Origin of the sequence: Frigoribacterium endophyticum (assembly GCF_011759585.1) — a bacterium.
Taxonomy (GTDB): domain Bacteria; phylum Actinomycetota; class Actinomycetes; order Actinomycetales; family Microbacteriaceae; genus Frigoribacterium; species Frigoribacterium endophyticum.
The window spans coordinates 1383162-1407577 of record NZ_JAAOYV010000002.1 but is presented as its reverse complement, the minus strand read 5'-3'; the positions used below and the strand labels follow the sequence as shown (position 1 = coordinate 1407577).

The window sequence follows — 24416 nt, the reverse complement described above, 5'->3', positions numbered from 1 at the left end:
CCGGGGCCCGACCTGCCCGCCGTCTAGGCTGGCCGCGTGCTGCTCTCCGACCACGACATCAAGCTCGAGCTCGACGCCGGGCGCATCGGCCTCGACCCCTACGAGCCGACGCTGATCCAGCCGTCGAGCATCGACGTGCGGCTCGACCGGCTGTTCCGGCTGTTCGACAACCACAAGTACCCGTTCATCGACCCCGCGGCCGACCAGCCCGAGCTGACGCGCCTGGTCGAGACGCCCGCCGACGAGCCGTTCATCCTGCACCCGGGCGAGTTCGTGCTGGGCAGCACCTACGAGCGCGTCACCCTGCCCGACGACGTCGCCGCCCGGCTGGAGGGCAAGAGCTCGCTCGGCCGCCTCGGCCTGCTCACGCACTCGACGGCGGGGTTCATCGACCCGGGCTTCACGGGGCACGTGACGCTCGAGCTGTCGAACGTCGCGACGCTGCCGATCAAGCTCTGGCCGGGCATGAAGATCGGGCAGCTCTGCTTCTTCCGCCTCAGCTCGCCGGCCGAGCACCCCTACGGTTCGCAGGAGTACGGGTCTCGCTACCAGGGGCAGCGCGGGCCGACGGCGAGCCGGTCGTTCCAGGGCTTCGTGCACACCGACGTGTCGGGCGGGGCGGAGGCGGCGGGCGCCTGAGCGCCGTCGGCCCCGCTGCGCCGTCGGCGTCGACACGCGCGGTTCCCGGCCCGTCGGGGGACACGCGTCGTGGTCGGCTTCGCCCGGGGGGCAGGGCATTCGCTCCGTGTCCGGTCGATCTGCAGAAAGCTCGCCTTCGTATCACACTGGGATGGCCTCGCGGTACGGGTTCAGGACTGCGAGTTGCTGGGTGCGGGCGGCGATGTCGGGTCTCTCGCCCGCACCCCCTTCCGCTCCTCGTCGCGGCGGCGCCCTGGTCGATGCTCGCGGCCCGGTGCTGTGCGCCCTGAGCGCTCATCCACTCCTGAGTGGAGGACGCCTCCCCCGGCACCCCACCCCCGAGCACGCTCCTCCACTCCAGAGTGGAGGACGCTCCCCAGGCACCCCACCCCGAGACCCCTTCCCAGGCAGGCTCCTCCACTCCAGAGTGGAGGAGTCTCCCCAGAACTACCTCCGGGCGCGTCCCGGCACCGGCACCCGCACCCGCACCCGCCCCTACGACTCCAGCGTCTCGCGCGGCGACCGCCCGTAGTGCGCCACGTACGCCGCCGTGAAGCGCCCCGCGTTCGCGAAGCCCCAGCTCTGGGCGATCCCCGCCACGGTGTGCCCGCGCGTCGGGTCAGCCACCTGCAGGTCGTGGTGCGCCCCGCGCAGCCGGGCCGCCCGCAGCACCGCCATGGGCGTCGTGTCGAGGTGCCGGCGGAACGCCAGCTGCAGCCCCCGCGGCGTCAGCCGGGCCGCCTCGGCGATCTCGACGACGCCGATGTCGTCGTGGGCGTGCTCCTCGACGTAGGCGAGCGCGCGCCGCACCGTCGACGGCACGGGCCGGGCGCTCGACGCCTCGCTCGTGCCGACCGCCGTCGTCGGGAAGGTCGTCACGAACGCCGCCACCAGCGACCGGAACGCCTGCCCCCTGATCAACGGGCTCGCCATCGCCGCGTCGTTGCGCACGACGTCCTGGTAGAGGTGCCGCATGTGCCCGCGCCAGTACCGGCCGAGGGCCTCGCTCTGGGGCTCCATGCCGATCACGTGCAGGCCTGCGGGAGGCGCGGTGAGCGACAGCCCCACCAGCTCGGCCTCCACGGCGGCCCGGTCGAGCATGAGCTGGGCGATGTGGACGTCGTCCCACTCGGTCCGTTTGTTCGTGGTGGTGGGGAACGCGAACGGCTTCAGCAGCTCCGCCCGGTGGTCGGCGTCGCCCGCCTGCACCCGGAAGCCCCCGCCGAGCAGGCGGCAGATGCCGAAGAAGGGCAGCGGCTCGCTCTCGGCGCGCAGCGTGCCGGTGTAGCGCATCTCGCCGACGGCGAAGCGGTGCTCGCCCGACACCGCGCGGCGGTAGTAGAAGTCGTGGGCGTCACCCGGCACGAGCTCGCGCATGCGGAAGGTGCGCCGCATCGCCTCGTGGGCGACGTCGGGGTCGGTGGTCTCCAGGCCGCGGATGCGCGGGTCGTCGAAGGGCGACGGCGTCACGGGCTGCGACGGGTACGGGGGCGACGGCATCGGTCACGCCTCTCGTCGAGGTGGGCGCCGGGCCGCTCGGGGTCAGGGAACGGCGTCGGAGCGTCGGGCTGATCCCCCGACGGCGTCAGCATAGTGCGACGCCTCCGGAGCTGCCCCCCCTTCGGCGGACGCCGATGTGCCCCGGAGGCGGGCCTCGTGGGGAAGACGAGCCGGGGAGGGACGAGCCGGGGTGGAGACCTGAACCAACCCACACCCCGGCTCGCGCACCGACGCCGGGGGACCCGCCAGGGTCCCGACCCGGTGCTCACCACGGCCAGCCCGAACCGCCGTGGTGTGCAGTCTTCGGAGCACCGCTCGGAACGGTTTGGAGAATGTCTCAGAATTTTTTCGGGGAGTCCTCCCCAGGGGTCCGTGAGGCGGGGCTGTCCCCGCCCCGCGCCTCCCGCAGCCCTGCCGCCGACGCACGGCGTAGCGTCGCGGCCATGGACTACAGGACCCTCGGGAACAGCGGTGCCTCCGTGTCGGAGCTGACACTGGGCACCATGACGTTCGGCGCAGAAGCCGACGAGACCACCTCTCACCAGATCCTCGACGCGTTCGTCGCGGGCGGCGGAACGCTCGTCGACACCGCCGACGTGTACAGCGCCGGGGTCTCCGAAGAGATCATCGGGCGCTGGCTCGCCGCCCGCCCCACCGACGCGGCGCAGGTCGTGCTCGCGACGAAGGGCCGCTTCCCCATGGGCGACGGCCCGAACGACGTCGGGCTCTCGCGGCGGCACCTCGCCCGTGCCCTCGACGACTCGCTCCGGCGCCTCGGCACCGAGCACGTCGACCTCTACCAGATGCACGCGTGGGACGCCCTGACGCCGATCGACGAGACCCTGCGGTTCCTCGACGACGCGATCAGCGCGGGCAAGATCGGCTACTACGGCTTCTCGAACTACCTCGGCTGGCAGGTCACGAAGGCCGTGGGCCGCGCCGACGCCCTCGGCTTCGCGCCGCCCGTCACGCTGCAGCCGCAGTACAACCTCCTCGTACGCGACATCGAGCACGAGGTCGTGCCGGCCTCGCTCGACGCCGGCATCGGCCTGCTGCCCTGGTCGCCGCTGGCCGGCGGGTGGCTGAGCGGCAAGTACCGCCGCGACCAGGCGCCCACCGGCTCGACCCGACTCGGTGAGGACCCGACGCGGGGCATGGAGGCGTGGGAGGCGCGCAACGCGGACGAGCGCACCTGGACGGTCATCGACGCGGTCACCGCGATCGCCGACGCCCACGGCGCCTCGGCCTCGCAGGTCGCGCTCGCCTGGCTGCTGGCGCAGCCGGCCGTGACCTCGGTGATCCTCGGCGCCCGGACGGTCGAGCAGCTCGACGACAACCTGGGCGCGTCGGGCCTCGTGCTCACCGCCGACGAGCTCACGCGCCTCGGCGACGCGAGCGCCCCGCGCATCGACGACTACCCCTACGGCACCGCCGGGGTCGCCCAGCGCGGCCGCCGCATCGACGGCGGTCGCTGACCCCCGGGCTCAGCCCGGCACCGCACGGTGCGACCGTGGGAGGCGCGGTGTCGGCCAGACCGGCACCGCGCCTCCCGCACGTGCTCGAGTGGCCACGATCTGCTGCTCCCGGCGCGAGGAGGGAGCAGATCGTGACCACTCGGCACGTCAGCGGTGCAGGTCGGCCGTCGCGCCGACGCGGCCGTGACGCACCCGGACGGCGGCGGTCACGACCAGCACGACGACCGCGGCGACCAGTGCCGTGACCCCGGCGGCGGTGTCGAGCGGCTGGCCGGTGAAGCGTCCGACGGCGACCCACGAGAGGCCCCAGACGAGCGAGAGCATGGGCGCGATGCGGCCACGACCGGCGAGCGCGACGGCCACGCCCGAGAGGCCGGCGACGGCGAGCACGACCGTCGACCAGACGCTGCTCGGGGCACCGAGGCCGTCGAAGCCGGACTCGACCAGCGCCGCGGCGATGTTGGCGGCGGTCGCGACCGAGACCCAGCCGAGGTAGAGGCCCATCGTGCCGTCGGTGACGAGCGCGTCGACCCAGCCGTGGGTCGGCGTGCGGAAGAGGGTGACGAAGATCCGCACGAGCACGGCCAGCAGGGCGACGATCACGACGACGCTGAGCCACACGTTCCCGAGCTGCACGGCCGCGAAGAGCCAGGCCGCGTTCAGCAGCATGGAGGTGGCGACCCAGTACCCGAGGCGACGGTGGCGGTCGACGCTGCGCTGGCCGGGCAGCGCCTGGTAGACGGCGTAGGCGACGAGGCCGAGGTAGATGACCGACCAGATCGAGAAGGCGGTGGTCGCGGGGGCGATCGGGGTGGCGTCGGCGCTGAGCGCTCCGCCGGAGGCTCCGGAGACGGAGGTGCCGCCGAAGGCGCCCGACCCCACCGCGGCGAGGACGACGGCCAGCACGGCCGCGACCACCACCACGATCTGACGGACGACGTCGCTCGGCTGGGGTGGGTGCGGTTCGGCTCGCGTGGCTGTGCTCATGTCGGCGACGGTACGCCGCAGAGATCTCTTAGCTGCTGAATCATCAGGCGCTTCCCAGCCTCAGCGACCGGGTGCCGAGGAGTCGCGGGGCAGCCCCAAGCCCCGCCCGCCGACCCGAGGGCCCAGCGCTGAGCCGCGTCCGTCCCGGCGCTGCGCGACCGTCGGTCAGTTGCCGTTTTGGGGGCCTGGAGCGGCTCTGCAAGCCCTCAAGATGGCAAGTGACCGACGCGGGCGCGGCCAGCGCACCCCGCTCAGGCGGCAGGCCGCCAGCGGCGCAGCAGCTGCGCGTTCAGCGCCACGATCACCGTCGACAGGCTCATCAGCACCGCCCCCGCCGCGGGCGAGAGCACGAAGCCGACCGGCGCCAGCACGCCCGCCGCGAGCGGCACCGACAGCACGTTGTAGCCCGCTCCCCAGACGAGGTTCTGGATCATCTTGCGGTACCCCACCCGCGACAGCGAGATCACCGACAGCACCGCCCGCGGGTCGTTCGACGCGAGCACGACGCCCGCCGACTCCACCGCCACGTCGGTGCCCGCGCCGATCGCGATGCCGACGTCGGCCCGGGCCAGCGCGGGAGCGTCGTTGACGCCGTCGCCGACCATCGCGACCCGCTGGCCGCGCTGCTGCAGCTCGGCGACGCGCGCGTCCTTCTCGTCCGGGCGCACCTCGGCGAACACCTCGTCGATGCCCAGCTCGCGCCCGACCGCGTCGGCCACCTGCTGCGCGTCGCCGGTCACCATCGCGACCCGCACGCCCGCGTCGTGCAGGCGTCGCACGGCCTCCGCCGACTCCGGCCGCACCTCGTCGCGCAGCGCGTAGGCCGCCTCCACCGCTCCGGCACGCACGAGGTAGAGCACCGCGGCGCCGTCGGCCCGCCACGGCTCGGTCGCCGTCGCCAGGTCGCCGGGCACCTCGAGGCCCTGGTCGCGGAGCAGGCCGGGGCCCCCGACGCTCACCTCGACCCCGTCGACACGCGCCGTGACGCCGCTGCCCGTGAGCGAGCGGAACGACTCGACCCGCGACTCCGGCACCCCGCCCTGCCCCGCACCAGCCTCGGCCGCGCGCACCAGCGCCCGGGCGACCGGGTGCTCGCTGTCGCGCTCGACCGCCGCCGCGAGGCGGACGGCCGCGTCGTCGTCGACGAGGTCGGACGAGGAGGCGCGGGCCACGTCCGTCACCGCGGGCTCGCCCTTCGTGAGGGTGCCCGTCTTGTCGAACAGGACGGTGTCGACGGTGCGCATGCGCTCGAGGGCCAGGCGGTCCTTGACCAGCACGCCGGCCTTCGCGGCGCGCTCGGTCGAGATCGCGATCACCAGGGGGATGGCCAGGCCGAGGGCGTGCGGGCAGGCGATGACGAGCACGGTCACCGTGCGCGTGATCGCCTGGTCGAGGTCGCCGAGCAGCAGCCAGACGACGAACGTGACGACGCCCGCCCCCGCGGCGAACCAGAAGAGCAGCGCGGCGGCGCGGTCGGCGAGCGCCTGCGCCCGCGACGACGACGACTGCGCCTCGGCGACCAGCCGCTGGATGCCCGCGAGCGCCGTGTCGTCGCCGACCGCCGTGACGCGGACCCGCAGCGTGCCGTCGGTCGCGACGGTGCCCGCCACGACGCGGTCGCCCTCCGAGCGCGAGACTGTGCGGCTCTCGCCGGTGATCATCGACTCGTCCATCTCGGCGGAGCCGTCGACGATCGCGCCGTCGGCGGGCACACGCGCGCCCGAGCGGACGAGCACGACGTCGCCGGCCACGAGGTCGGCGATCGCCACCTCGGTCGTGCCGGAGCCCGAGCTGCCGGAGTCGCGGGTCGAGCCGTCGGGGCCCGTCGCGTCGACGCGGTCGGCCGTGTCGGGCAGCAGGGCGGCGAGCGCGTCGAGGGCACCGGAGGCAGCCCCGAGGGCGCGCATCTCGATCCAGTGGCCGAGCAGCATGATGACGACGAGGAGGGCGAGCTCCCACCAGAAGTCGAGGTCGAGGCCGCCGATGCCGAGCGTCGTCGCCCAGCTGGCGACGAAGGCGACGGTGATGGCCATCGCGATGAGCAGCATCATGCCGGGCTGCTTCGCCCGCGCCTCGGCGACGCCGCCGGAGAGGAAAGGCCAGCCGCCCCAGACGAAGAGGAAGGTGCCGAGCACGGGCGAGATCCACTCGGCGCCGGGGAAGGACGGCACGTCGTAGCCGAGCAGGCCCGCGAACATCGAGCTGAAGGCCACGACCGGGATCGCCACGACGAGGCTCACCCAGAACTTGTCGCGGAACTGGGCGGCGTGGTCGCCGTGTCCGCCGTGGTGGCCGTGGTGGCCGTGGCCGGCGTGCCCGTCGTGGCCCGCGTGCGCGTCGTGCCCGGCGTGCCCGTCGTGGCCCGCGTGCGCGTCGTGCCCGGCGTGCCCGTCGTGGCCCGCGTGCGCGTCGTGCCCTGCGTGGTCGTCCCCGACGCCGTGCGCCTCCTGCCCGTGCGCGGCCGTCGCGAGGTCCGAGTGGTCGCCGTGGTCGCCGTGCGCGGCGTCGTCGTGCCGAGGAGTCATGCTGCATACCCTAGGGGGGTATCCGTGTCGCCGTCCAGATCTCTCGACCCGCGACTCCTCGCGGTCACCGGCCGACGGTCACGCGGCGGCCGCCCGGCCGCCTGCGGGTCAGCCCCCGACGGGCGGCCCGACGACCAGCAGCACGACGAAGACCACGACGACCGCGGCTGCGAGCAGGGCGACGGCGAGCGCCAGGTGCCCGAGGACCCAGCGGAGGAGGCGGTCGGCCGGCCTCCTGTCACGCGGGTCGTCGGTCGCGGTGCGGCGCCAGTCGCCGCGGAGGCCGCCGCGGCGGTCGATCCAGCGCTCGACGGGCAGCGACGCGAACGGCACGACGGCGCTGGCGAGGGCCGCGACCGTCACGCCGAGGCTCCAGCGCTGGTTCACCGCGACGACGACGCCGGCCACGAGGTACGCGAGGAAGACGAAGCCGTGGATCGGCCCGGCGACGCTGACCGGCCAGTCGCCGACCCGCGCGACGTACTTGAGCAGCATGCCGCCGATGAGCAGGGCCCAGGTGACGACCTCGGCGACGGCGAACGAACGGAAGAGGGTGCGAGGCGACACGGGGGCTCCAGGGGGTCGACGGGACTCCGCTCATGGTCGCAGGCCGCCGCTGGGCGACGCCTCCCGTCGTGCAGCCCCTGCACCCAGCAGGAGGTGCCCCCTCTGTTCCGAAGGATCCTCAGGAGGCGCGGCGTACCCTGGTCAGGTCAGCGACGACGACGAGGGGACTCCATGAGCGACCACGAGAAGCACGACACGACACGGCACGACGCCCCGCGCGACACCGCCCCGGGCCGTCTCCGCCTGACCTGGCCCACCTTCCGCGGCTCGCCCGTCGGCTGGGGGATCCTGGCCTTCCCGCTGCTGCTCGACCTCGTCCTGGTGGGCACGCACCTCGGCCGTGGCGACCCCGTCACCCCGTTCGGCGTCGTCCTCGCGATCGCCGTGCTCGCCGCCCTCGCGGTCGCGATCACCGGCCTGGTGCAGACGATCCGGCACCCGAGGCCCGGGCCGCCCGTGTGGCAGGGCGACGACCCGCGCTGAGGCTCGGCGCTCCCTGGGTGCCGGCCCGCGCCTCCTTGCTTGGCTGGGGGGCATGACTACTCTCGCGATCATCGGTGCCGGCAAGGGGCTCGGCGCTGCCGTGGCCCGTCGATTCGGACGGGAGGGGTTCAGCGTCGCGCTGATCTCCCGTCACCAGGGGCGGCTCGACGCCCTCGCGGCCGAGCTCGAGGTCGACGGCGTCACCGCGCAGGGCTTCGTCGCCGACGTGCGCGACCCCGCCTCCGTCGCCCGGGCGCTCGAGGCGGCGACCGAGGCGCTCGGGCCGATCCAGGTGCTGCAGTACAGCCCGCTGCCGCAGAAGGACTTCATGCGGCCCGTGCTCGAGACGACGCCGGCCGACCTCGTCGGGCCCGTCGAGTTCTCGATCTACGGGTCGGTCGCGGCCGTGCACCAGGTGCTGCCGGGCATGCGCTTCCTCGGGCGCGGGCCGGACGGCCACGGCGGCACGATCCTGTTCGTCAACGGCGGCTCGGCCGTCACGCCCGGGCGCACCGTCACCGGCACCTCGATCGCCTTCGCCGGCCAGGCCGCGTACGCGCAGCTGCTGCACGACGAGCTGGCGGACGAGGGCATCCAGGTGTCGCAGCTGATCATCGGCGGGGCCATCACGCCCGACGACCCGGAGAAGACGCCGGAGGCGCTGGCCGAGCGGCTCTGGGGGCTCCACACCCGGCGCGACACCTTCCGGGAGCAGGTCAGCGCCGACTGAGGCGTCGGCTCGGCGCCAGCGCGGCCGGCGAGTGGTCACGAACTGCTGCTCCCGCGGGTCGGGAGGAGCAGATCGCGACGACTCGAGCCGGCGTCGCTCGGACGTCGACGCCGCGACGGCGGCGAGCCTGAGCCCGGCCGGTGAGTCCGCCCGGGACGGAGGCGGGCGGCGTAGCGTCACGCACAGCACCGGATCAGCACACGAGCGGCATCGTCGCGGAGACCCCCCTGTGGTCACCGCGGCGGTGCCGCGTGCTCGTGGCACGAGCCTGCGCAGCACGCAGCACGCAGCACGCAGTGCGCACAGCGCCGCGCCGCCCCGCTACGCCCCGCCGAACCGCTCCGTGCGCACCCGGGTCGGGTCGTGGCCGGCGTCGACGAGCCAGCCCGCGATCGTCTCGACGAAGCCGTTCGTGCCGCAGACGTAGACCAGTGGGTGCTGCTCGGCGGGCAGCGCCAGCTCGAGTAGTCGCTCGCGGGTGAGGCGCCCGGCGGGCCGGGCCGCTCCCTCCGGCGCTCCGCGCGTGAAGACCCAGTCGACCGTGAGGTCGGGCCCCGCGGCGGCGGCGAGCTCGTCGAGCTCCGGGGCGAACCACTGGTCGTCGGGCGTCCGCACCGAGCAGATCAGCCGCATCGGGGGCGCGTCGTCACGCTCCGACCGCGAGCGGATCATCGCGACCAGGGGCGCGACCCCTGACCCTCCGCCGATCAGCTGCACGGGCGACCGCGTCGGCGCCGGGGCCCCCGCGGGCTCGGGCAGCACGGCGTGCACGGCCGAGTCGGGGTCGAACTCCGTCGGCGGCCACACGAACCAGCCGCCGATCGGGCCGCGCACCTCGACCGGGTCGCCCGGCTCGGCGGCCTCGACCAGGTACGGCGAGACCTCGCCGTCGGGCAGCTGCTCGACCGAGATCTCGAGCTCGGCGGCGAGCGGGTCGCCGTGGGTGCCCCGCACGTCGGAGAGCGAGTACGACCTGACGGCCTGGTAACCGTCGTCGGCGGTCAGTCGGAGGTCGACGTGCTGACCGGCACGCGCCGCCCGCAGCCCCGGCACGGCGATGGCGATGGACCGCCCGGTGCCGCTCAGCGGGGTCGTCGACGCGACCGTGCCGGGCCGCCAGGCATAGGGGTCGGCACCGCTCACGCGTAGCGTTCTTCGCGCCAGGGGTCGCCGTGGCCGTGGTAGCCCATGCTCTCCCAGAAGCCGCGGCGGTCGGTCGCCATCGTCTGGACGCCCTGCAGCCACTTCGCGCTCTTCCAGAAGTAGAGCCCGGGCACGAAGAGCCGCGCCGGCCCGCCGTGCTCGGCGTGCAGGGGCTGGCCCTCGTAGGTGTCGACGACCCACGCCTTGCCGCCGAGCAGCTCGTCGAGCGGCAGGTTGGTGGTGTAGCCGCCGTAGCTCGTCGCCATCGCGTAGCCGTGGTCGGTCTCGAGGCCGTCGAAGAGGGTGTCGAGCGAGACGCCCGACCAGTGGGTGCCGAGCTTGCTCCAGCTCGTGACGCAGTGGATGTCGGTCTCGATCGCCTCGTGCGGCAGGGCCTGGAAGTCGGCCCAGGTGAGCGAGCGCTGGCCCTGCTCGGTGCCGACCTGCAGCTCCCACCGCTTGATGTTCGGGGTCGGGCCGGCCGAGAGCACGGGGAAGCCCTGCTCGAGGTGCTGCCCCGGGGGGAGGCGCGGGTCGGCCTCCCGACGTCGGCCGAAGCCGGTGAACCCTGCCATCGCGCGCCTCCTGCACCCTGGGGCGACGCCGTGCGGCGGCGTCGCGCGGGGCTCGTTCGCCCCGACCCGGCCCACAGTAGCGGGGCCCCCCGACGCCCGGCGAGACCACCAGCCTGGGACTGGCCTGGGAGGCGGTTGACCTGCAGGTGCACGGGGGTCGTACGGTGGTGGGAGACCCCCAGCGAAAGGACTCCCCCATGGCTGAGTACACCCTGCCCGACCTCCCCTACGACTACTCCGCTCTCGCGCCGCACATCAGCGCGCAGATCATGGAGCTGCACCACTCCAAGCACCACAACACGTACGTGACCGGGGCGAACACGGCCAACGCCGCCCTCGCCGAGGCGCGCGACAAGGGCGACCTCGCCAACGTCAACAAGCTCGAGAAGGACCTCGCGTTCAACCTCGGCGGCCACGTCAACCACTCGATCTTCTGGACGAACCTGACCCCCGAGACCAGCGAGCCCGTCGGCGACCTGCTCGAGGCCATCGGTCGTGACTTCGGCGACCTCGAGAAGTTCAAGGCGCACTTCACGGCCACCGCGCTCGGCGTGCAGGGCTCCGGCTGGTCGGTTCTCGCGTACGACGTCGTCGGTCAGCGCCTCAGCGTCTTCCAGCTCTTCGACCAGCAGGGCAACGTGCCGTTCGGCCTCGTGCCGCTGCTGATGCTCGACGTCTGGGAGCACGCCTACTACCTCGACTACCAGAACGTCCGTGCCGACTACGTCAAGGCCTTCTGGAACATCGTGAACTGGGAGAACGTCGCGCAGCGCTACGCCGCCGCGACCACCAAGACGCAGGGCCTGCTGACCTTCTAGTCGTACCCGCTGCCTCGCCAGGGCCGCGCCTCCCCCGTCACGACGGGCCGGAGGCGCGGCCCTGTCGCGTCCGGCCCTCTCGCGTCCGGCCCCGCTCGCCCCTGGGGACGACCACCCCTCGCCGCCCCTCCCCACCCCTCGGGCATGCGCCTCCGGGATGAACCTGACCCCCGGGAGGCGCGGTGCGGCCCGCCCCTCACCTAGCCTTCTGCACATGATCGACGTCAGGCGGTGGGGACGGCACGCGGTCGCCCCGGCCGCGGCGACCGTCTACTTCGTGTTCTGGGTGGCGGCCTCCTGGGGCCGCGGCGGCGTCGCCGACAACAGCGTCGTCTTCGGCCTGTTCGCCCTGGCCATCGGCCTGTCGTGGTGGATGCCGTCGACCGCCCTCGCGCTCGTCGTCGTCGTGCCCGTGCTGCAGCTGCTCGGCCTCGCCGAGGCCCCCGGGCAGGACACCTGGACGGCCTACGTCGCCGTCGCGCTCGTCATGGCCTTCGTCGCCGTCCGGCCCTCGCCGTGGCTGCGCCTCGCCGCGCTGCTGGTCGCCGGGGTGACGGCCGGGCTCGCCGCCTGGCTGCTCACCGTGCCGACGCTGACCCGGCCGCAGAGCTGGAGCACCTGGGTGGGCGCCGGCACCGCGGGCCTCCGCATCGAGTTCTCATTGCTGATGGCCGCCCTCTTCGGCGTGTTCGCCGGGGCGTGGGCGATCGGGGTCGCGTTCGCGAGCATCCGCCGGGTGGTCGTCATCCGCGCGGCGCTCGAGGCCACCGAGACCCGCTTCGAGGCGGCCGACCTCGAGCTCCGGCTCGAGCAGGAGCGCGCCCGCATCTCGCGCGACGTGCACGACGCCCTCGCGCACTCGCTCGCCGTCGTCGTGTCGCAGGCCCAGGGGGCGATCGCGCTGCGGGCCACGCGCCCCGAGGCCGCCGACGCCTCGCTCGCCACGATCGCCGAGGTCGGCCGCACGGCGCTGCTCGACGTGCGGCGACTGGTCGAGCGGATCACGCACGACGACGACGTGACCGCCCCGCGTCAGACCCTCGCCGACCTCGGGGTGCTCGCCGCCGCGATGCGCGAGGCGGGCATGCAGCTCGACGTCGTCGTCGAGGGCACGCCCGCCCTCGCCCCCTCGCAGGAGCTCGCCGTCTACCGCATCGTGCAGGAGAGCCTCACGAACGCCCTCAAGCACGCGGGCACGACGAGCACGGTCGCGGTCGTGCTCGACCACCGCGGCGAGGGGCTGTCCCTCTTCGTCCGCTCACGCGGGCGGGGCTCCCCGCTCGTGGCCGCCCGGGAGGGCCGCGAGAGCGGTGCGGGCGTCCGCGGCATGACCGAGCGGGCGCGGCTGGCGGGCGGCTGGCTGACGGCCGGCCCGGCCGACGACGGCGCCTCGTTCGAGGTGACCGCCTTCGTGCCGTCGCGCGGTGAGCGGGCCGCGACCACCGCCTCCCCGGCGCCGGCCTCCCCCGGGCCGCGCCCTCCCGACCCGGGCTCTCGCCACCTGACCACGCCCGACCTGACCGAGAAGAGCACCCCATGATCCGCGTCGCCGTCGTCGACGACCAGCCGCTGTTCGCCAGCGGGCTCGAGATGCTCATCGAGGCGCAGCCCGACATGGCCTGCGTCGGCACCGCCGTCGACGGGCGGCAGGCGCTCGAGCTGGCGGCGCGCACGAGCCCCGACGTCGTGCTGATGGACCTGCGCATGCCGGTGATGAACGGCCTCGAGGCCACGGCCCGGCTGCTCGAGGGCGTCTCGCCCGACGAGCTGCCGCGGGTCGTCGCCCTGACGACGATCCAGCGCGACGAGGCCGTGTACGGGGCGCTCAAGGCCGGCGCGTACGCGTTCCTCACGAAGGACGCCACGCCCGACGAGGTGCTCGGCACCATCAGGGCCGCGTTCGCGGGCGAGCCCGTCTCGACCGCCGACGCCGCGCTCGACGTCGTGCACCGGTACGCCGTGCCCGCCCCCACGCCGCCCGTCGACCCGCTGGCCCCGCTCTCGCCGCGCGAGCGCGAGATGACGCTGCTCATCGCCCGCGGCCTGAGCAACACCGAGATCGCCGCCGAGGCCTTCCTCAGCGAGGCCACGGTGAAGAGCCACGTGCGCGCCGTGCTGCAGAAGCTCGCCCTGCGCAGCCGCGTGCAGATCGTCGTGTTCGCCTACGAGAACGGCCTCGTGTCCGGGGCCGAGCGGAGGCGCGGGTGACGGAGCGAGACCGAGAGCAGGTCGCCAAGAGGGTCACCGCCGTGGCGGTCGCCCTCGTCGTGGCCGGGGTCGTCGTCGCGGGGCTGCCGTCGACCCGGCCCTGGGCGCTGCCGTCCGTGCCCGACCGCGACCGCGACTCCTGGGCCATGCCGCTCGACCAGTACGTCGGGGTCGGGGCGATCGCCTCGGGATACGCGCAGGAGCTGATGATCGAGCGGTGCCGCACCGACGAGGGCGGCGACGGCTCGACGGTGCCCTGGCGCGACGTGGCCGCCGCGACGACCGGCGCCGAGCGGCAGCCGGTGCGGGCCTTCGACCTCGCCGACGCCCGCCAGCGCGGCTACCACGTGCCCCCGACCGCCGACGCGGGCGAGGACGCCTGGCGGGCCTTCGTGCTGCGGCCCGTCTCGGCCACGGAGAGCATCGCGCGCGACCGGTGCCTCGACCGGCTCTACTCCGAGCACCCCGAGCTGCTCTCGGGCGACCTCGGCACGGGCACCGGCACGGTGAGCGACATCGCCATCCGGCTGAGCGACGCCGCCTTCCGCGACGCCCGCGACGACGACGCGGTGCTCGACACGGTGCCCGCCTGGCTCGACTGCCTGCAGCCCGTCGCCGCGGCCGGCTGGGAGCTGCCGCCCACCCCGGCGGGCATGCCGACCGACGCCATGGCCGGCGCCTTCGCGTCGTCCGACCCGACGACCCCGGTCACCGAGGCCGAGCTCGACGTCGCCACCGCCGACGCCGCCTGCCGCGAGTCGTCGGGGTACCTCGACGCCCTCTACGACGCCGAGTGGGAGCACCAGCTCACCGTGCCCCACGACTACGGCGAGCGCCTGTCACAGGTCGACACGGGAGCGGTCGCGGCGGCGAAGCGCACCGTCGACGACGCGCTGGCCCGGCTGACGCCGCCGGCTCCCTGAGCTGCCGGCCCGCGCCTCCCTGGCCTCCCGCGCCCCCCGGCCGGGGGCCTGTCGAAACCGACCCGCGGGTATGTACCCTGGGGGACAGAGGGACCGCGGCGCCGGGGGGCGCCTAGGGGGCCGAGGGGAGGTCCGTGGGCCTGACCAGCGCGACGAGCGACGTGGTCAGGCCCTCGGACCCGGGGGCCGCCATCCACGGCAGCAGCACCGAGAGCAGCTGCGCGAGCCGCTCGAACACGTCGGCCCGCCCGGTCGTCGCCCCGGAGAGGGTCTGCACGCCCGTGTAGGCCCCGACGAGCAGGTGCGTCGCGGCGTCGACGTCGAGGTCGGCACGGAAGGCGCCCTCGTTGACCGCTCCGCGGATGAGCCGGCCCATCTGGTCGAGCCAGTCGAGGTACGGCGGCGCGACGGTGAGCGCGCGGTCGGGCACCTCGGTGGTGAGGCGGATGCCCGCCGTGATCGTCACCTCGCGGGTCAGCTGGGTCGCGAGCGACGCGCACGACAGCACGATCGCCTCCGCGCACGAGCGGGCCTCGGCCGAGACCCGGTCGGCGTAGGCCCGCGCCAGGCGGTGCTGCTCGGCGATGACCGCGTCGGCCAGCGCGGCCTTCGACGGGAAGTGGAAGTACAGCGCGCCCTTGGTCACGCCCGCCGTGTCGGCGACGACGTCGAGCGACGTCGAGCCGTAGCCCCGCTCGTCGAAGACCTCGGCGGCGGCGTGGAGGATCGCCGCGCGCGTCGCTCGGGCACGCTCTTGCTGGGGCACGGAGAGACACAGTACCGGCGGGCCCCGGGGTGTGACGCCCGCCCCCGGTCAGGCCGCGGGCGTCTCCGGCACGGCAGGAGTCGCGGGTCGGCCGCGGCGCGGAGCCCGGCTGGCGTACAGCACGCCCCCCACGACGGCCACGCCCGCGACCACCTCCACCGCGTCGGGCACCTCGTCGAAGGCCGCCCACGACGCGAGCACCCCGACCACGGGCACGAGCATCGAGAACGGCGCGACCGTGCTCGACGGGTACGCGGCGAGCAGGCGGGTCCAGAGGCCGTAGCCGAGCACCGTCGCGACCAGCACGACGTACAGCAGGCCGACGACGCTCGGCAGGGCGTCGAGGGTGCCGACGGTCGCCAGGCTGCGGCCGATTCGCCCGGGCCCCTCCACGGCGAGCGAGAGGGCGAGCATGGGGATCGGCGGCACCACCGACATCCAGAGCGTGAGCCGCAGCGGGTCGGGGGCGGCCGCCCTCCGCACCGCCACGTTGCCGAGACCCCAGCCGAGCGCGCCGCAGAGCACGAGCACGACGGGCAGCAGCGCGGCCACCTGCGCCCGGTGCACCGCGATCACGGCGAGCGCGAGCACCGCGACCCCGATGCCGATCGCCTGGCGCCGGGTGATGCGCTCGCGCAGCCAGAACGCGGCGATCACGACGGTCGCCGGGGCCGACGCCTGCAGCACGAGCGACGCGAGACCGGAGGGCATGCCCGCCGCCATGCCGAGGTAGAGGAAGCCGAACTGGAGGATCCCCAGCCCGACGCCCACGAGCAGCAGGCTGCGCCACGGGATGGCCGGTCGCGGCACGAACAACAGCGTCGGCACGGCCAGCAGCGAGAAGCGCAGCGCGACGAGGAAGATCGGCGGGAAGTGCTCGAGCGCCAGCGCCGTCATCGGGAAGTTCACGCCCCAGCAGACCGCGACGACGAGGGCGAGGAGGCGGTCGCGGGGCGTCATCCGGCCAGCCTGGCCGAGCGGGCGGCGGGGGCGCCAGCCGACGCGCTGGTCGTCCGGCCGAGCAGGCCACCGGTCGACGGGCGGCCCTGCCCCGGCGGTGCCGGGAGCGGTGCCGGGTGCTCGCACCGCGCCTCCGGCAGGCCCCTCCCGACCGCGCCGGCGGGCGCGGCCCGGGCCCGGGGGACGCCCACGGTCCCCCGTTCGGCTGCCTGTGCCGGAGGCCCCCGCCGTGCTCTCATGGGAAGTCTCCAGCGTCGGGCCGTCGACGAGCGTGCCCGGGAACAGGCTCCGATGTCGACCACCCCCCGCGCCGCCCTCGGCCCCCGCGCCGCCCGGGCCGCCCTCGGCGCGGTCGTCGCCGCCGCGCTGCTCGCCCTCGTCGGCTGCACGTCGTCCGCCGACCGCGGCGAGCGCGACGGCGACGGCGACCGCGACACCGCCTCGGCCACGCCGACCGCCGCGCCCGACCGCGTGACGCGCGAGACGATGCGCACCGCCCCGACCGACCTCGTCTTCCCCGGCGGGCTCGCCGTCGAGCCGGGCTCGCTCGCGTCGCGGGCGCAGGCCGAGCTCGACGCGGCGGGCCAGCCGGGCCAGGCCGACGCGGCGGGCGTGATCGCGGCGCAGCCCGTGGCGATGTGGATCGGCGACGGCTACGACGACGAGCAGCTGGTCAAGGTGGTCACCGACTTCCTCGACGCGGCCGACGCGCAGGGCGCGACGGCGGTCTTCGTCACGTACGCCATCCCCGACCGCGACTGCGGCAACTACTCGGCGGGCGGGCTCACGGTCGAGGAGTACCCGGCGTGGAACCGCACCATCGCCGAGACGATCCGCGGCCACGACGCCGTGGTGATCGTCGAGCCCGACTCGCTCGGCATCCTCAGCCGCTGCCCCGACCTCGTCGAGGAGAGGCTGCCGCTGCTGCGCCAGGCCGTCGAGGACTTCGCGGCGGCGGGCGTGCCCGCCTACCTCGACGGGGGCAACTCGAACTGGGTCGACGCGCAGACGATGTCGGAGCGCCTGCTCGCCGCCGGGGTCGAGGACGCCCGCGGGTTCTTCACGAACGTGTCGGGCTTCTACCGGGTCGACGAGGAGCGCGCCTACGCCGAGCGCCTCTCCGCCCTCACCGGCGACAGCCACTTCGTGATCGACGTCTCGCGCAACGGCCGGGGCTGGCAGGGCACCTGGTGCAACCCCGACGGGGCGGCGCTCGGCCAGGACCCGCACGTCGCCGGGGGCAGCGGGGGGCTCGACGCCCTGCTCTGGGTCAAGACGCCCGGCATCAGCGACGGCACCTGCAACGGCGGGCCCGCGGCGGGCACCTGGTGGCCGTCGTTCGCGGAGGGCCTCGTCACCCGCCGCGTCGAGGACGAGGGCTCGCAGCAGTAACAGGGCCGGCCGGGACCGTCGGGAGTCACGGGCCGGGCCCGGCGCACCGGCGTCAGCGGCTGCGCAGCAGCTCCAGGAACTCGTCGGCCATGCCGAGCTGGCGCTCGAGGCGGGCTCGTCGCTCGACGGTCTGCTCGATGAAGGAGTCGAGGCGGGCGCGGACGGCGGCGACGTGCTCCGGGGAGCCCTCCGCGCCTCCCTCGGGGCCTGCCGCGGTCGCGGACTCGAGGTCGGCGACGACGCGCAGCAGCTCGGCCATCTCGTCGAGGGAGAAGCCCAGCGGCTTCATGCGACGGATCACCATGAGGCGCTGGAAGTCGGCCTCGGTGTAGAGCCGGAAGCCGCCCTCGGTGCGGCCCGTAGGGGCGAGCAGGCCGACCTCGTCGTAGTGGCGGATGGTGCGCAGCGACATCTCGGCGCGCTCTGCCAGCTCGCCGATCTGCATCATCGGCTGGTCGACGTCGCTCATGCGTGGCCCATCTCTACCCTCACGTGAGGGTAGGGTTGATCGTACGGCAGGGTCGCCGTGCGCCCCCCACTCTTCCAGACTCTCCTCAGGAGCCCCGTGACGTCTCCCGCCTCCCCCTCCTCCGTCGTGCCCGTGCACGTCGACGACACCGTGCTCGGCGTGCTCCGCTCGCCGCGGCTGCTCACGAGGGAGGCGCTGGCCGGCATCGTCACCACGCTCGCCCTCGTGCCCGAGGTGATCTCGTTCTCGGTCATCGCGGGCGTCGACCCGATGGTCAGCCTGGTCTCGTCGGTCGTGCTCGCGATCGTCATGTCGCTGCTCGGCGGCCGCCCGGCGATGGTGACGGCGGCGGCCGGCTCGGTGGCGCTGGTCGTGGCGCCGCTCGTGCAGCAGCACGGCGTGGAGTACGTGCTGCCGGCGGTGCTGCTGGCCGGGGTGATCCAGGTCGCGTTCGGCACGGCGGGGCTGGCGCGGCTGATGCGGTTCATCCCGCGGTCGGTGATGATCGGGTTCGTCAACGCGCTCGGCATCCTGATCTTCGTCGCACAGGTGCCCCACGTGGTCGACGTGCCGTGGGTGGTCTACCCGCTGTTCGCGCTGACGATCGCGATCGTCGTGCTGCTGCCGCGGCTGACGAAGGCCGTGCCCGCACCGCTGATCGCGATCGTGGTCGTGACGGCGATCGTGGTGTTCGCCGGGCTGAACGACGTGCACACGGTCGGCGACGAGGGCCCCATGGGCGGCGGGCTGCCCGGGCTGACGCCGTGGCTCGTGCCGGTGTCGCTCGACACGCTCGTGATCATCCTGCCGACGGCGCTCAGCGTGGCGTTCGTGGGCCTGATGGAGACGCTGCTGACGGCCAAGCTGGTCGACGACATCACCGAGACGCCGTCGCACAAGGGCAAGGAGTCGTGGGCGCTCGGCGTCGCGAACATCGCCGCCGGCTTCTACGGCGGCATCGCGGGCTGCGCGATGATCGGGCAGACCGTCGTGAACGTGAAGATCGGACGCGCCCGCACGAGGGTGTCGACCGTGGTGGCCGGGCTCTTCCTGCTGCTGCTGGTGACCGGGCTGAGCTCGGTGATGGCGCGGATCCCGATGGTCGCGCTGGCCGCGGTGATGATGATCGTGGCGATCTCGACGGTCGACTGGCACAGCGTGAAGCCGTCGACGCTGCGGCGGATGCCGCTGCCCGAGACGCTCGTGATGGTGGTGACGGTCGTCGTGGTCGTCGCGACCGGCAACCTCGCGATCGGCGTCGCGGTCGGCGTGCTGCTGGCGATGGTGCTCTTCGCGCGGCGGATCGCGCACGTGATCCGGGTCGAGCGGACCGTCGACGCGCAGAGCGGCGCGGTGCGCTACGACGTGGTCGGGCCGCTGTTCTTCGGCAGCAGCAACGACCTGGTCGAGCACTTCGCGTACCGCGACGACCCGGCCTCGGTCGTCGTCGACCTGAGCCGGGCCCAGGTGTGGGACGCCTCGAGCGTCGCCGCCCTCGACTCGGTCGAGACGAAGTTCGCCGCCCACGACGTGGCGGTGGAGTTCGTCGGGCTCGACGACCGCAGCCACGCCTTCCGCTCGAGGTTGACGGGGCAGTTCGGGGAGTAGGTCGAGGGGGGGCGGGGGCAGGTCGGTCTGGCGCTCCTCAGCGCGGGCCTGCCCGGCGAGATCTCGGAGAAGTGGTCCCTGGAATCGCTGATCCACTCCAGAGTGGAGGAGCAAGCCCGCCTCCCCCCACACCCACCCCGCTGCTCCACTCCGGAGTGGAGGAGCGGGACCGGTGGCCTGCCGGCACGGTGCCACGGCGAGGTTCGGCGGGTCCTCGTCCTCCTGGGAGGGTCAGCGCCGGCCCGCCCAGGAGGACACGGACCCGCCGAACCGACCGCGACAGCGCTCGGGAGGACGCGCGTCCACGGCTGAGCTCCTCCACTCCGGAGTGGATCGACGAATCTGGGGCGTCACGCCCGGACCGCGAGCGCCCGGCGGCCCAGACCGCATCGGCGAGGCCGACCGCCGGCAGACTCACGGTCCGGCGCGGGCGATCAGCGCCGGACCCGCTCACGGCGCGAGCGACCGACGACCGGCGACGGGCCTGCACAGCAGCGCGCGCGGCCGCGCGGGACGGGCCCTAGGCGCCGATGCGCACGAAGTGGTGCGGCTGGTCCCAGATGGGGCGCACCGCGACGAAGCCGCCGGGCTTGGGCGCGTCGAGGATCATCCCGTTGCCCGCGTAGATCCCGTCGTGCGCGAGGTTGTCGAACACCACGAGGTCGCCGGGCACGGCGTCCTCGGCCGAGACGCGAGTGCCCTCCGCGTCCTGCGTGGGCACGTAGTGCGTCAGCGAGATGCCGAACTGCGAGTAGACGAACGTGATGAGGCCCGAGCAGTCGAACTTCGTCGGGTCCTCGCCGCCGTGCACGTACGGGGTGCCGATGTACTGCATCGCCACGGCCAGCACCTGGTCGCGGTCGAGCGTCGGGTAGAGCGGGTCGGCGAGGTAGCTCTCGGTCGTGCGGCCGTCCCACACCGAGGTGCTCGCGGCGGCGGAGTTCAGCTTCACCTGCGTCGCCAGGTCGACCAACGACGTCGCCGAGTACGCGTCACGGCTCATGTCGGCGTCGACCACGTCGCCGTCGACGGAGAGGCTCTGCGACGCTCCCCGCACCGCCGACGCCCCGGGGCCGGCCGCGACGGCCTGGGCTCCCTGGTCGGCGCTCGCGAGCAGGGGCAGCGTGCCGCTGGCGGCGAAGCCGACCAACGCGGCGACCACCGAGACCTTCTTCACGACGGCACCGAGACGACGAGCCGCGGGGGCAGGGGCGGGGGACGTAGGTGCAGCAGCGGCGCTCGGCACCGCAGCACGCCGGCCGGAGGCGCGGGTCGAGTCCGCGGCGCGGCTCGCCGACGCTGCCCTGGCCGACACGACCTTGCGGCTCACGCCCGCGGTCGGGGCCGCGACCGGCTCGCCGGCGAGCTCCGCCGCCTCGGCGGCGACGGCGTCGGCACGGGCGGCCGAGCGGCGACCGCGGAGCAGCGGGCCGGTGGCCGCCTCGGAGGCGGCGACGAGGGCGTCCGACTGGACGAACGAGGCCCGGCAGGTGGTCGGCAGCACGGCGGCCTGGGCCCGGCGGCGGCCTCGGGGCCGCAGCAGCGGGGCGTCTCCGCCTCCGGTGGTCGACGCGTCGCGATCCGAGTTCTCGGGGCCCGACAGGTCGGCGGAGGCGGTGCTCGTCACGCGGTCGGTCCTCTCGGTCACTCGTCGGGAACACTCGACCCTATCGCCGGAGCGCCCCCGGTACGAGTCCTGAGGGCACACCGGGCTCCCCGCTCACGCGGGTGAGCCGTCGGCCCCTCACCCCCCTCACCCGCTCGGGGCGGGCGGCTCCGGGGGCTCGACCCGCGACTCCTCACGGCGGCGTCGCAGCTCACGACGGAGGGCCCGGCGCTCCCGCCAGCTCGGCGGCGGCGGGGCCGCGGCGGCCTCGGCGGCGGCGGCGTCACGACGGGCACGACGACGCTCGTGCCAGCGCAGCACCTCGTCGTCGACGTCGCGCGTGGGCGTCACGACGGGCGGGCCGCCGGTCAGCTGGCGGCGGGCCTCGACGATGCGGGCGTTGTAGTCGTCGACGTGGGCGCGCACGGCGGCCTCGCTGCCGAGCCGGTCGAGGGTGTCGTCGAACTCGGCGTGCTCGGTGCGGAGCGACAGGGCAGGGGGCGCCAGCCCGGTGAGGCCCTCGCGCTCGATCAGGCCGCGGATCCACCAGTCGGGGTCGACCGTGTCGCCCGCGAGGCCGGGCAGCGGCTTGCCCGCCAGGGGCAGGTCGTCGAAGTCGCCGCGCGCGACCGCGACGTCGATCGCGGTGCGGGCCCAGGCGCGCATCTCGGCGGCGGTGCGGGTGTCGCGGGGGGCGTCCTCCGCCGGGGCCTCCCCCTCGACGCGGTACCGCGCAGCGTTGATGCGCGGGTCCGATCTCTCGCTGGCCATGCCGACGAGGGTACGCCGCGCCTCCGACGTCGTCCGGAGCCCGCCGAGTGGTCACGAACTGCTGCTCCGGGGGCCCGCCGACGACAGTTCGCGACCACTCGACCGGAGGGCCGACGACCACACGACGGGAGGACGCCGAGGAGGCGCGGTGCCGGTCGTCCCGACACCGCGCCTCCTCGGCTGCGGGACGGCCTCGGCCGCCCTCCGCCCGCGACCTACAGCGTCGCCGCGGCCGGGTCCCAGCCCTCGGGCAGGGGCGTCGGCTTCGGCACCGACGACGTGACGTCGACGGGCGAGCCCTGCTCCGCCGCGGTCGAGACCGCGAGCAGCACGTCGAGGACGTGCGCCGCGACCGCGCCGCTGGCCTTCTCGTCGTCGCCGCCGCGGATCGCCCGCGCGAGGTCGACGACGCCGGAGCCGCGGCCCCAGAACGAGCCGGAGGCGGTGAGCGTCTCGGGCTCCTCCTGGCCGAACCGCCAGAGGGTGGAGTCGCCGTCGAACATGTTGGGGTCGGGCAGCACGATGGTGCCCTCGGTGCCGCTGATCTCGACGAAGCCCATGCGGGGCAGCGCGTTCTGGAAGCTGAACGTCGACTGCGCCGACTGCCCGCCCTCGAAGCTGATCAGCGCCGCGTGGTGCGTCGGCACCTCGACGGGGAAGGTCTCGCCGGCGCGGGGGCCGCTGCCGATCGTGCGGCGCTCGAACGACTTCGACGAGACGGCCGACACCCGCGAGGCCGAGCCGAAGGCGTGCACGAGGGTCGTCACGTAGTACGGGCCCATGTCGAAGAGCGGGCCGGCTCCGACCGCGAACAGGAAGTCCGGGTCCGGGTGCCACGCGTCGGGGCCGGGCACGTGGAACATCGTCGTCGCCGTGAGCGGCTCGCCGATGTCGCCGCGGCCGATGGCGCGGAGGGCCGACTGGATGCCGCCGCCGAGCACGGTGTCGGGGGCGCACGCGACGCGCAGGCCCGCCTCGCGCGCGGCCGAGAGCAGCTCGGCGCCCGACTCGGCGTCGAGGGCGAGGGGCTTCTCGCTCCAGACGTTCTTGCCCGCGGCGACGATCTGGCGGCCGACCTCGGTGTGCACGGCCGGGATCGTCAGGTTGACGACGATCTCGATGTCGTCGCGCGACAGCAGCTCGTCGACGGTGCCGTGGGCGGCGACCCCGTACGTCGTCGCCTGCGACTCGGCCCGCGCGAGGTCGAGGTCGGCGACCATGCGCACCTCGACGTCGCGGAACTTCGTGAGGTTCTCGAGGTACTGGGAGCTGATGTTGCCGGCGCCGATGACGCCGACGCCGACGACGCCCGTGCGGCCCGTGCTGCCCCCGCTCACGCGGTGACCCCGTCGGTGCCGTCGAGCTGCGTGGTGTCGTTCTCCTTGAGCCAGGCGAACGACTCGGCGATGCCGGCGAAGACGTCGCCCGAGTAGGCGTCGAACTCGACGACGCGCAGCGCGTGCGGCGCGGCCTCGAGGATGGCGCGGACGTCGACGTCGCCCTGGCCGGCCGGCGTCTGGTTCTCGAACGCGGCCTTGAGGGCGTCGGGCACGACGAGCGCGCTCTCGCTGCTCGGCAGGGCGGTGGCGATGTCGCCGCTGACCTTGCCGTCCTTGATGTGGAGGAACTGCACGCGGTCGCCGAGCTGGCGGAGCAGCGCGGGGGTGTCCTGGCCGCCGACGGTGGCCCAGAAGGTGTCGAGCTCGAGGACGACCTCGGGCGAGAGCTGCTCGACGAACGAGTGGTAGATCGGGCGCCCGTCGACCTCGTTCGTGAACTCCCACTGGTGGTTGTGGTAACCGAAGCGGAGGCCGTGCGAGGCCGCCTGGGCGGTGAGCTCGTTGACGCGCTCGGCGATGCGGGCGGCGTCGTCGGCGGTCTGCCAGCGGTCGCTCGGGATGAACGGGTCGATGACGGTCTCGAGGCCGATCTGCTCGGCGGCGGCGAAGATCTGCTCGGCGTCGTCGGAGTCGATGACGGCGGCGTGGCCGGAGGGCGCGGTGACGCCGGCGGCGCTGAGCGCGGCGGCGATCTCGGCGGGGCGCTCGGCGAAGCCGTAGGGCTCGACCTTCGTGAAGCCGATCTCGGCGAGGCGCGCGACGGCCCCGTTGAGGTCCTCCGCGACGGCGTCGCGCACGCTGTAGAGCTGGACGGACGGTGTGCTCATGGGGATGCTCCTTCGTATCCGGTGGTCTGCGGCGCGTCACGGTGCGGCGGCCCGTGCTCATTCTGCTACTTCTGTCGACCGACATGCAAAAGTCGTCGTCCGAT

Annotated in this window: 23 protein-coding genes; 10 read left to right on the top strand and 13 right to left on the bottom strand. The window is 74.3% G+C overall.

Translation table 11 applies throughout. The features are described 5' to 3' along the window. Positions 1–36 precede the first annotated feature (36 nt). A complete protein-coding gene (gene dcd, locus FHR77_RS14045; protein WP_056058380.1) occupies positions 37–639 on the top strand; it encodes a dCTP deaminase in 603 nt (200 codons plus the stop codon). Between the two features lie 495 nt (positions 640–1134). Here the strand turns inward: dcd and FHR77_RS14040 are convergent, their stop codons facing one another. Next, complete coding sequence (locus FHR77_RS14040; protein ID WP_167261076.1) at positions 1135–2139, bottom strand: AraC family transcriptional regulator; 1005 nt, start codon at positions 2137–2139, stop codon at positions 1135–1137. Positions 2140–2582: 443 nt separating this feature from the next. On the opposite strand from FHR77_RS14040, the gene FHR77_RS14035 reads away from it, so the two are divergent. Next, the gene (locus FHR77_RS14035; protein ID WP_167261074.1) at positions 2583–3614 is read left to right on the top strand and encodes an aldo/keto reductase; all 1032 of its coding nucleotides are present in this window, start codon (positions 2583–2585) and stop codon (positions 3612–3614) included. 147 nt (positions 3615–3761) lie between these two features. On the opposite strand, the gene FHR77_RS14030 is transcribed toward FHR77_RS14035, so the two are convergent. The 3 genes from FHR77_RS14030 to FHR77_RS14020 form a co-directional block, all read right to left on the bottom strand. Beyond that, positions 3762–4601, bottom strand: a complete 840-nt coding sequence (locus FHR77_RS14030; RefSeq protein ID WP_167261072.1) for a tryptophan-rich sensory protein — start codon at positions 4599–4601, stop codon at positions 3762–3764. Positions 4602–4852: 251 nt separating this feature from the next. Then, entirely contained in the window at positions 4853–7126 is a 2274-nt protein-coding gene (locus tag FHR77_RS14025) for a heavy metal translocating P-type ATPase (protein WP_167261070.1), read from the bottom strand. 108 nt (positions 7127–7234) lie between these two features. Then, positions 7235–7693 carry a DUF3817 domain-containing protein gene (locus FHR77_RS14020; RefSeq protein WP_167261068.1) on the bottom strand — a complete coding sequence of 153 codons (459 nt, stop codon included), beginning with the start codon at positions 7691–7693 and terminating at the stop codon, positions 7235–7237. Between the two features lie 171 nt (positions 7694–7864). On the opposite strand from FHR77_RS14020, the gene FHR77_RS14015 reads away from it, so the two are divergent. Further along, positions 7865–8176, top strand: coding sequence for a hypothetical protein (locus tag FHR77_RS14015; protein WP_167261067.1), 312 nt, complete (start codon positions 7865–7867; stop codon positions 8174–8176). A 52-nt stretch (positions 8177–8228) separates the two neighbouring features. Continuing rightward, positions 8229–8906 carry an SDR family NAD(P)-dependent oxidoreductase gene (locus tag FHR77_RS14010; RefSeq protein WP_208380837.1) on the top strand — a complete coding sequence of 226 codons (678 nt, stop codon included), beginning with the start codon at positions 8229–8231 and terminating at the stop codon, positions 8904–8906. A 321-nt stretch (positions 8907–9227) separates the two neighbouring features. Here the strand turns inward: FHR77_RS14010 and FHR77_RS14005 are convergent, their stop codons facing one another. Together FHR77_RS14005 and FHR77_RS14000 are read right to left on the bottom strand one after the other, a co-directional pair. Then, positions 9228–10049 (bottom strand): FAD-binding oxidoreductase, encoded by an 822-nt coding sequence (locus tag FHR77_RS14005; RefSeq protein WP_341777388.1) that lies wholly within the window; start codon positions 10047–10049, stop codon positions 9228–9230. Continuing rightward, positions 10046–10624 carry a molybdopterin-dependent oxidoreductase gene (locus tag FHR77_RS14000; protein ID WP_056058347.1) on the bottom strand — a complete coding sequence of 193 codons (579 nt, stop codon included), beginning with the start codon at positions 10622–10624 and terminating at the stop codon, positions 10046–10048. Before FHR77_RS14000 ends, FHR77_RS14005 begins: the two co-directional genes overlap by 4 nt. 197 nt (positions 10625–10821) lie before the next feature. On the opposite strand from FHR77_RS14000, the gene FHR77_RS13995 reads away from it, so the two are divergent. The 4 genes from FHR77_RS13995 (at position 10822) to FHR77_RS13980 (ending at position 14573) form a co-directional block, all read left to right on the top strand. Further along, positions 10822–11442, top strand: coding sequence for a superoxide dismutase (locus tag FHR77_RS13995; RefSeq protein WP_167261065.1), 621 nt, complete (start codon positions 10822–10824; stop codon positions 11440–11442). 214 nt (positions 11443–11656) lie between these two features. Further along, entirely contained in the window at positions 11657–12982 is a 1326-nt protein-coding gene (locus tag FHR77_RS13990; RefSeq protein ID WP_167261063.1) for a sensor histidine kinase, read from the top strand. Next, a complete protein-coding gene (locus FHR77_RS13985; protein WP_167261061.1) occupies positions 12979–13650 on the top strand; it encodes a response regulator in 672 nt (223 codons plus the stop codon). Before FHR77_RS13990 ends, FHR77_RS13985 begins: the two co-directional genes overlap by 4 nt. Further along, complete coding sequence (locus FHR77_RS13980; protein WP_167261059.1) at positions 13647–14573, top strand: hypothetical protein; 927 nt, start codon at positions 13647–13649, stop codon at positions 14571–14573. The genes FHR77_RS13985 and FHR77_RS13980 overlap by 4 nt, the downstream gene beginning before the upstream one ends. Positions 14574–14685: 112 nt before the next feature. On the opposite strand, the gene FHR77_RS13975 is transcribed toward FHR77_RS13980, so the two are convergent. After that, entirely contained in the window at positions 14686–15339 is a 654-nt protein-coding gene (locus tag FHR77_RS13975) for a ScbR family autoregulator-binding transcription factor (RefSeq protein ID WP_167261057.1), read from the bottom strand. Between the two features lie 48 nt (positions 15340–15387). Further along, complete coding sequence (locus FHR77_RS13970) at positions 15388–16299, bottom strand: EamA family transporter (RefSeq protein WP_167261055.1); 912 nt, start codon at positions 16297–16299, stop codon at positions 15388–15390. Positions 16300–16590: 291 nt separating this feature from the next. On the opposite strand from FHR77_RS13970, the gene FHR77_RS13965 reads away from it, so the two are divergent. Continuing rightward, complete coding sequence (locus tag FHR77_RS13965; protein WP_167261053.1) at positions 16591–17691, top strand: glycoside hydrolase family 6 protein; 1101 nt, start codon at positions 16591–16593, stop codon at positions 17689–17691. A 52-nt stretch (positions 17692–17743) separates the two neighbouring features. Here the strand turns inward: FHR77_RS13965 and FHR77_RS13960 are convergent, their stop codons facing one another. After that, complete coding sequence (locus tag FHR77_RS13960; protein WP_167261051.1) at positions 17744–18160, bottom strand: MerR family transcriptional regulator; 417 nt, start codon at positions 18158–18160, stop codon at positions 17744–17746. A 96-nt stretch (positions 18161–18256) separates the two neighbouring features. Between FHR77_RS13960 and FHR77_RS13955 the strand changes: the two genes are divergently transcribed. Next, entirely contained in the window at positions 18257–19768 is a 1512-nt protein-coding gene (locus FHR77_RS13955; protein ID WP_056058318.1) for a SulP family inorganic anion transporter, read from the top strand. 520 nt (positions 19769–20288) lie between these two features. On the opposite strand, the gene FHR77_RS16710 is transcribed toward FHR77_RS13955, so the two are convergent. The 4 genes from FHR77_RS16710 to FHR77_RS13935 all read right to left on the bottom strand — a co-directional run bounded on the left by FHR77_RS16710 (position 20289) and on the right by FHR77_RS13935 (position 24312). Then, positions 20289–21395 (bottom strand): NlpC/P60 family protein, encoded by a 1107-nt coding sequence (locus FHR77_RS16710; protein WP_167261049.1) that lies wholly within the window; start codon positions 21393–21395, stop codon positions 20289–20291. Positions 21396–21521: 126 nt separating this feature from the next. Beyond that, positions 21522–22145 (bottom strand): DnaJ family domain-containing protein, encoded by a 624-nt coding sequence (locus FHR77_RS13945; RefSeq protein WP_167261047.1) that lies wholly within the window; start codon positions 22143–22145, stop codon positions 21522–21524. Between the two features lie 215 nt (positions 22146–22360). Further along, the gene (locus FHR77_RS13940) at positions 22361–23482 is read right to left on the bottom strand and encodes a Gfo/Idh/MocA family oxidoreductase (protein ID WP_167261044.1); all 1122 of its coding nucleotides are present in this window, start codon (positions 23480–23482) and stop codon (positions 22361–22363) included. Further along, positions 23479–24312, bottom strand: a complete 834-nt coding sequence (locus FHR77_RS13935) for a sugar phosphate isomerase/epimerase family protein (protein ID WP_167261042.1) — start codon at positions 24310–24312, stop codon at positions 23479–23481. Before FHR77_RS13935 ends, FHR77_RS13940 begins: the two co-directional genes overlap by 4 nt. Positions 24313–24416 lie beyond the last annotated feature (104 nt).

Excerpts from the sequence above, each read along its gene's own strand:
- FHR77_RS14040 (WP_167261076.1), bottom strand. The coding sequence starts at position 2,139 with ATGCCGTCGCCCCCGTACCCGTCGCAGCCCGTGACGCCGTCGCCCTTC.
- FHR77_RS14035 (WP_167261074.1), top strand. The coding sequence starts at position 2,583 with ATGGACTACAGGACCCTCGGGAACAGCGGTGCCTCCGTGTCGGAGCTG.
- FHR77_RS14030 (WP_167261072.1), bottom strand. The coding sequence starts at position 4,601 with ATGAGCACAGCCACGCGAGCCGAACCGCACCCACCCCAGCCGAGCGAC.
- FHR77_RS14025 (WP_167261070.1), bottom strand. The coding sequence starts at position 7,126 with ATGACTCCTCGGCACGACGACGCCGCGCACGGCGACCACGGCGACCAC.
- FHR77_RS14015 (WP_167261067.1), top strand. The coding sequence starts at position 7,865 with ATGAGCGACCACGAGAAGCACGACACGACACGGCACGACGCCCCGCGC.
- FHR77_RS14010 (WP_208380837.1), top strand. The coding sequence starts at position 8,229 with ATGACTACTCTCGCGATCATCGGTGCCGGCAAGGGGCTCGGCGCTGCC.
- FHR77_RS14000 (WP_056058347.1), bottom strand. The coding sequence starts at position 10,624 with ATGGCAGGGTTCACCGGCTTCGGCCGACGTCGGGAGGCCGACCCGCGC.
- FHR77_RS13995 (WP_167261065.1), top strand. The coding sequence starts at position 10,822 with ATGGCTGAGTACACCCTGCCCGACCTCCCCTACGACTACTCCGCTCTC.
- FHR77_RS13990 (WP_167261063.1), top strand. The coding sequence starts at position 11,657 with ATGATCGACGTCAGGCGGTGGGGACGGCACGCGGTCGCCCCGGCCGCG.
- FHR77_RS13985 (WP_167261061.1), top strand. The coding sequence starts at position 12,979 with ATGATCCGCGTCGCCGTCGTCGACGACCAGCCGCTGTTCGCCAGCGGG.
- FHR77_RS13970 (WP_167261055.1), bottom strand. The coding sequence starts at position 16,299 with ATGACGCCCCGCGACCGCCTCCTCGCCCTCGTCGTCGCGGTCTGCTGG.
- FHR77_RS13965 (WP_167261053.1), top strand. The coding sequence starts at position 16,591 with ATGTCGACCACCCCCCGCGCCGCCCTCGGCCCCCGCGCCGCCCGGGCC.
- FHR77_RS13960 (WP_167261051.1), bottom strand. The coding sequence starts at position 18,160 with ATGAGCGACGTCGACCAGCCGATGATGCAGATCGGCGAGCTGGCAGAG.
- FHR77_RS13945 (WP_167261047.1), bottom strand. The coding sequence starts at position 22,145 with ATGGCCAGCGAGAGATCGGACCCGCGCATCAACGCTGCGCGGTACCGC.
- FHR77_RS13935 (WP_167261042.1), bottom strand. The coding sequence starts at position 24,312 with ATGAGCACACCGTCCGTCCAGCTCTACAGCGTGCGCGACGCCGTCGCG.